A 5,824-nucleotide genomic window follows, 5' to 3' on the forward strand; every position below is an offset into this window, starting at 1 on the left:
ATCGCCCGATCGTAATCCTCTACAGATCCGCTATAATCTCCTAAGCTAAATCTTCCCCTCCCCCTCCTATAATAATCCTGACCATCTTCAGGATCTAATTCAATCGCCTTAGTATAATCTGCCATTCCCCCCTGGAAATCCCCAGCAGCCGAGCGTGCTAATCCTCGCGAAGCATAAGCTTTGCTATAATTAGGATCTAGTTTAATTACCCGATCTAGATCGGCAATGGCTAGTTTATAGTTTCCCAGTTGATAGTAAGCAATTCCTCGTTTATAATAAGCATCTCTATCTTCTGGTTGTAACCTAAGTAGCTGGTTTAAATCCTCAACCGTACCCTGCCAATCTCCTAATTCGTAACGGGCTAATCCTCTATTATAATAAGCGCCAATATTATTTGGCTCCATCTCGATCATCTTACTGTAATCTTCAATTGCTATTTTATATTCCCCTAAGTCAAAATGAGCATTACCCCGATTGCCAAGTGCTAAGGTATTCCTGGGATTTAGCCGAATCGACTGGTTAAACTCGCCAATCGCACCAGGTAAATCCTGGCTCTTGAGTTTGGCGATACCGCGATTGTAAAATGCCTGAGCTTCCTGCTGATATCGACTTTGGGTAATTAAAATCGGAATCGCGATCGCAATCAGCGCCACTCCCCCTGCTAAAATTAGTCCTAGTATTCTCCTCGCTCCAGGTTTCTGAGATGGCTTAGATATTATCTCGACAGAATTAGTGAATTTTTCAGTATTTTTAACAGAAGATGGGACAATCGCTTCCGGGGATGATACTTCCCTGTCACCTTCTCCAGTTGAACCTAACAGTGCTAACATTTCTTGAAAGCGGAGCATACCCGGATCTGCCACTGAGACTTGACCAAATTTCTTACATGGGCTAGAGTGTACAGTGGTAGAATAGTCTTCGACAAGATAAAATTTCCGCTCTTCGACAAAGAAATTCAGAACCTGCGGATCGGAATCAGTTTTTGTCAGTCGGAGCAAAGTTTCTGGCTTGTGGGCTAAGAGAAATTCCAGTCGGGTTACCACATCATAGTTTTGATGGGTAATCTTCAATTCTCGAATCGCGCAAACCGGAAAATGGGGATCTTTAGTATCAGCGGCAAGGTAAATTAGTCCAGAATTGCCAGCGCCTAAAATTCGGATAACACGATAACGATTATTGAGAATCCGCTCAATCATGGGAAGGGGTTAGGGGCTAGGGAGAAAACCCTATTGTATATTGCCTATTACCGATTCCTGATGCGCGATTCCCGATCGAGAGTATTATTTTACCACGAAGACACTAAGACACAAAGAAGAATTTCCCCATTCCCCCAATGGGCAGGGGAGGAGATTCAAAACTCAAAACTCTCTTCCCTATTCCCCAAAATATCTCTCAATTTAACCACATTACCAATAACCGCGATCGCAGGTGCTTCAAACTGGGCGGCTTCCACCTGTGTCACAATTGTAGCTAATGTCCCGATTAATTCTGATTGTTCTGGTCTAGTGCCCCAGCGAATTAAGGCGACAGGGGTATCCAAGCTTAAGCCAGCACTATTGAGTTCGGCGATAATATAGGAGAGATTGTGGAGTCCCATATAAATTACAATAGTTTCTGAGCTATGGGCGATCGCAGTCCAATTTACTTTTGGTCTATATTTCCCGGCTGCTTCGTGTCCTGTAACAAAGGTAACAGAGGAACTATATAATCTATGAGTTAAGGGAATCCCAGCATAAGCTGGTGCGGCAATACCAGAAGTTACTCCTGGTACTACTTCTACAGATATTCCTGCTCTCACTAAATCTTCCATTTCCTCACCGCCACGCCCAAAAACAAATGGATCGCCACCTTTGAGTCGCACTACGATAGCATTAGTTTGGGCTTTCTCGATTAATAGCTGTGTAGTTTCTTCCTGTAAACGAGAATGGTTGCCCCGTCGTTTCCCGGCATCGATTTTTTCGGATTGGGGATTAATCATTCCCAGGATTTGGGGACTAACTAGGGCATCATACACTACAACATCGGCATGTTCCAACAGACCTTTGCCTTTTAGGGTAAATAGTCCCGGATCGCCAGGTCCTGCTCCAACGAGGTATACTTTCCCTAGGGGAGTATAGTTTCCAGATACCATCGGATTGTCTGTTGGGTTCATAGGTTCGCGATTAAGTCTACAATTAATTCAGCTAATTGAGGCGTTGCGCCGATAGGCTGCCCTTGTTTGAGGTGTAGTTGGGGAAACTGTTGTTGGAGATTGGTGACGGTTTTGGCGATCGCATCGGTAATTCCACCAGAAAATAGGAAGTACGGTAGAATTCCTATCTCTTGGTATCCTTTACTGGCTAAATCCTTTACTTGTTGTGGTAGCATCGGATCTACTGACCAGTAGGCAGCAATCGCATCTAAGTTTTGTGCCATTATTTCCACTGCTTGATTTCCACCGATTCGGCGCGTGCCGTGAGAAACTAGAATTTTAGCCTCTACATCTGCTATCTCCTCTTGGTTTATTAATAATTGTCCTAATTTAGGATGACTACCTAGATGGGGCAGTTGATGGATTTCCACAATATCACTAATACGCTGTTGGGCGATGGCTATTTCTTGGGGAATATCTTCCATCACATGGACACCCCGTAGTAAAAATAAGGGTAATACCTGAATTTGGTGGTAACTATAGGCAAGAGCTTTATTCGCAAATCTCCGAATTTGCTCGTGTAGGGGGAAATTACCTAATTCTAGCGTGGCTGTCTCGACTAAGGGAGTCCAAGCGTTACTAATTGCGATAGCGGTTCCTACCTTGTCAGAGTATCTGGAGTATAATAAGCTCTGTCTACTCCCCCAACCAGATGAAGGGTAAAAGGGTAGATAGGATGAGAATTTCTCCTTTCCCTTTTTCCCTTCCCCCATCCGACTCCTTACCAATTCGGCTAATTTTTCCATCCCTAGTTGGGGACGAGGATCGCGACTTCCGTGGGATACTAATAAATAAGCTGTTGAAGGTAGCAACGGTTATAGTGACATTTTTAGATGGTATTCTCTTTCTGAGTATATACCTTCGGTTGAAGAGTTTTGTATAAAATGTGGCTATTTTATATATATAGGACTAGCCTTGGCTATGATAAGTTTGTAGTAGGCGATTTATCGCCTAAATTTCCTCGAAAGGAAGAGACGATATAGCAAAATAATTAAAAATGGGGCACTGGGCAGGAAACTTAAAACAAATACGGGTGAGGTGAGGAAAGAGAAATTATGGTAAGAGGAGGGAGGAGGTTGTTGGACGGAGATGGCGGTAGCAGTTAATCCACTGAGAGAGAGTCCAATACCTGCGATCGCAATTGTATCATCCAGGGCGCGATCGCTTTTAGTTTGTTCGAGATCGATGATACCTTGAATGGTACTATTCATATTTTCCAGTAGGGTTAAGCCTGGCTGGAAGTTTTGGCAATCGGATACCACTTGGCGATGATATTTTTTCCCATATATTTCACTACTGAATTTGTCGATAACTTCTAGGTCACTACCGGGATATTTCCGGATCATATCATGGATACGATCTTCATAATTCTTCAAGTTTACCTCAATAGTACGTCCTTGATTTTCCAGATAGTTTAAGGCGAGGGCGTAATCTGATAAGTTAATTAGGTGATCGTTGAGAGTTTTTTGTAGTTGACTTAAGTTAACACGATTGCTTTTCCCTGTCTCAGTTAACTCGCGGATGCTCCGGATGGCTGGTTGAATATCGATATATTCTTTTTTTAAGAGTAATTTATGATAGCGGCTTTGGTAATAAGCCCAAATAATTTTATGGCGATATTGGAATAGACGGAGGAAGTCGTAGTAGAGGATTTGGAGATTATCTCTCATTTCCTCTGGTGTTTGGTTTTCGGGGAATAGCCAGATTAAGACGTGATAGCTTTCTTGGCGGAATTTATCCCAAAATTCTTTTCCGTTTAACCCATGATTTTCGGGGCGATACCATAATTGAAATAAAGTTCCGCCTAATAATGTACCTTTCCCGATTAAGTCTAGCCGCCAGTTATAGTTACTGAGGATTTGACTGTAGCATTCTTGGGCAATTTTTTCTATGTCGCTATCGGTTTTTGAGGTAGTGAGTTTGGCAGATAGCACCCAGGTTTGTCCGATACTTCCGGTTTGGTGGGCTATTTTTTCGATAATTTCTTGTTTTAAGTGGAGGAATGGTTTATCGTCGATATCTTGTACGTCGTCGTTATATTTTCTGTTAGGGTTGAGTTTACCGGAATAGTTTACTTGGAGGGCGTAGGTGTCGCCGATTTGCAGGGGGTAATACCAACCATCTAGGGGTGGGGGAAATTGGTGATATTGGGTGTCGAGAAGTTGGATAATATCAGCGTCGGTGTGTTGGTATTTGTTGGTTAGGGTTTTTTCGTCTAGGTTGCCGGATAGTTTTTTACAGAATTCTTGGCTGTTTTGGGTTATTTTATTGTCGTCTTCTCCTAATCCTTCTTTTAAGTCATAGAGGTAGAGGTTGATGGTGGGGTAAATTATGGTGTCGGGCATTGGGGGGAGTTTTTTATGAGTTTTATGGTTTTTTGGGGGAGGTTTTTTTTAAATGCAAAGAGCGCAAAGGTAATCGCAAAGGGCGCAAAGGGTTTTTTAGGGTGTTTTGATTTTTTGCCAGATTTTTTGGAGGAGGTTGGGTTGGGTTTTGGCGGCGGCAACTGAGTCTAGCGCGGAGAAGGTGTTGATGGCGGAGTTGATTATTTCGGTGTTTGTTTCTTGGGGTAGGGGTAAAGGGGGTAATCCTTTGTTTCTTTCTCCGGCGTTTTGTTTTAGTTTTGTTACTTCTGTTTGGTATGTTTCGTCTAAGGGAGGGTAGTCTTCGGCGATGATATCTATATTAATAGTGGTGGGATCTGTTTTTAGGGTTTCGGCTATTTGGTTGAGTCGGGTTTGGATGTTTGGAGGTAAGGGTTTGTCTAGTTGGGGGAGGGCGTTGAGGAAGGCTGTCAGATGAAGGATATCGTTAGATTGCATAATTATTTTGAGGGTTGGGTTTTGCCTGTTATTGTAAATGCTGCCCAATTATATGGATTCTGGAAAGGTTTCTCTTTTTTCTGGGATTCCTCTATTTTACTGATTTTCGATAATTCGTTTCTCAGGTGGGGGCGTAAGGGTTTCTCTTCTTTGAGGAGTTTGGCGAAGATAATCTGATAATATCGTGCTAATTTACGATGGGTGAGATTCTTTAACCATTTTTGAGATATAGTAAGTGCGATCGCGGGTTCTTTCCCTTTCCTCAGTTGCCAGTAAAAGTAGCTCGTCAATAAGCTACTGGCTTTTTCTGGTATTGTCCAGAGAGTACTAAGTACATAAGTGACTCGTTGATAGAGTAAGGCACTGACTAATCCTACATAGTCTTTTTCAATCCCGTCTTTCCCAGTAATGGCTGTTTCGCAAGCGGCGAGGGTGACTAGTTTATAGTTATTTAGGTTGGGAATAGCACAAATATCTTTTAAGGTGAGGGTATCTTTACCGTTGAGGTAAAGGGCTGAGTCTTCGGCGCGATCGCAATTATAGTTTCCATGTCCGGTAAAGTGGAAGATATCGTAGTTTTCGCTTAGGGCTGCGATAACTTGGGTTTGGGTGGCGTTTTCTCCGGCTATCCGTTTGTGGTTGGGGAAAAGTTGGGTAATTGCGGCGGCTTCGATTTCGGCAAAAGGGAGGTTATCGAATCCTTCGCTATTGGGATTTTCGATAGTGAGTAATTTGGCAACGGATGTGGTAACGGATGTAACGGATGAGTTGTCGATTTTCTCAGAGATATTGCTACCTACAGATAACCCAT

The 5,824-nt window shown here is 42.9% G+C and carries 6 protein-coding genes; all 6 read right to left on the minus strand.

The features are described 5' to 3' along the window. Positions 1 to 1,196, minus strand: a 1,196-nt coding sequence (locus tag NJ959_RS24700) for a protein kinase family protein (protein WP_254014407.1), incomplete at its 3' end; no start/stop codon positions are given. Between the two features lie 155 nt (positions 1,197 to 1,351). Beyond that, positions 1,352 to 2,152 carry a uroporphyrinogen-III C-methyltransferase gene (gene cobA / locus NJ959_RS24705; RefSeq protein WP_254014408.1) on the minus strand — a complete coding sequence of 267 codons (801 nt, stop codon included), beginning with the start codon at positions 2,150 to 2,152 and terminating at the stop codon, positions 1,352 to 1,354. Continuing rightward, a complete protein-coding gene (locus NJ959_RS24710; protein ID WP_254014409.1) occupies positions 2,149 to 3,003 on the minus strand; it encodes a sirohydrochlorin chelatase in 855 nt (284 codons plus the stop codon). The genes cobA and NJ959_RS24710 overlap by 4 nt, the downstream gene beginning before the upstream one ends. A gap of 132 nt (positions 3,004 to 3,135) precedes the next feature. Beyond that, positions 3,136 to 4,536, minus strand: a complete 1,401-nt coding sequence (locus NJ959_RS24715; protein WP_254014410.1) for a hypothetical protein — start codon at positions 4,534 to 4,536, stop codon at positions 3,136 to 3,138. A 96-nt stretch (positions 4,537 to 4,632) separates the two neighbouring features. Continuing rightward, a complete protein-coding gene (locus NJ959_RS24720; RefSeq protein WP_254014411.1) occupies positions 4,633 to 5,013 on the minus strand; it encodes a hypothetical protein in 381 nt (126 codons plus the stop codon). Positions 5,014 to 5,015: 2 nt separating this feature from the next. Continuing rightward, a partial coding sequence (locus tag NJ959_RS24725) for a CHAT domain-containing protein (RefSeq protein ID WP_254014412.1) occupies positions 5,016 to 5,824 on the minus strand: 809 nt, incomplete at its 5' end.

This window comes from Limnofasciculus baicalensis BBK-W-15 (assembly GCF_024178385.1).
Classification (GTDB): Bacteria; Cyanobacteriota; Cyanobacteriia; order Cyanobacteriales; family Coleofasciculaceae; genus Limnofasciculus; species Limnofasciculus baicalensis.

Bases quoted from the DNA above. Each gene is read 5' to 3' on its own strand.
- cobA (WP_254014408.1), bottom strand. From the start codon at position 2,152: ATGAACCCAACAGACAATCCGATGGTATCTGGAAACTATACTCCCCTA.
- NJ959_RS24720 (WP_254014411.1), bottom strand. From the start codon at position 5,013: ATGCAATCTAACGATATCCTTCATCTGACAGCCTTCCTCAACGCCCTC.
- NJ959_RS24715 (WP_254014410.1), bottom strand. From the start codon at position 4,536: ATGCCCGACACCATAATTTACCCCACCATCAACCTCTACCTCTATGAC.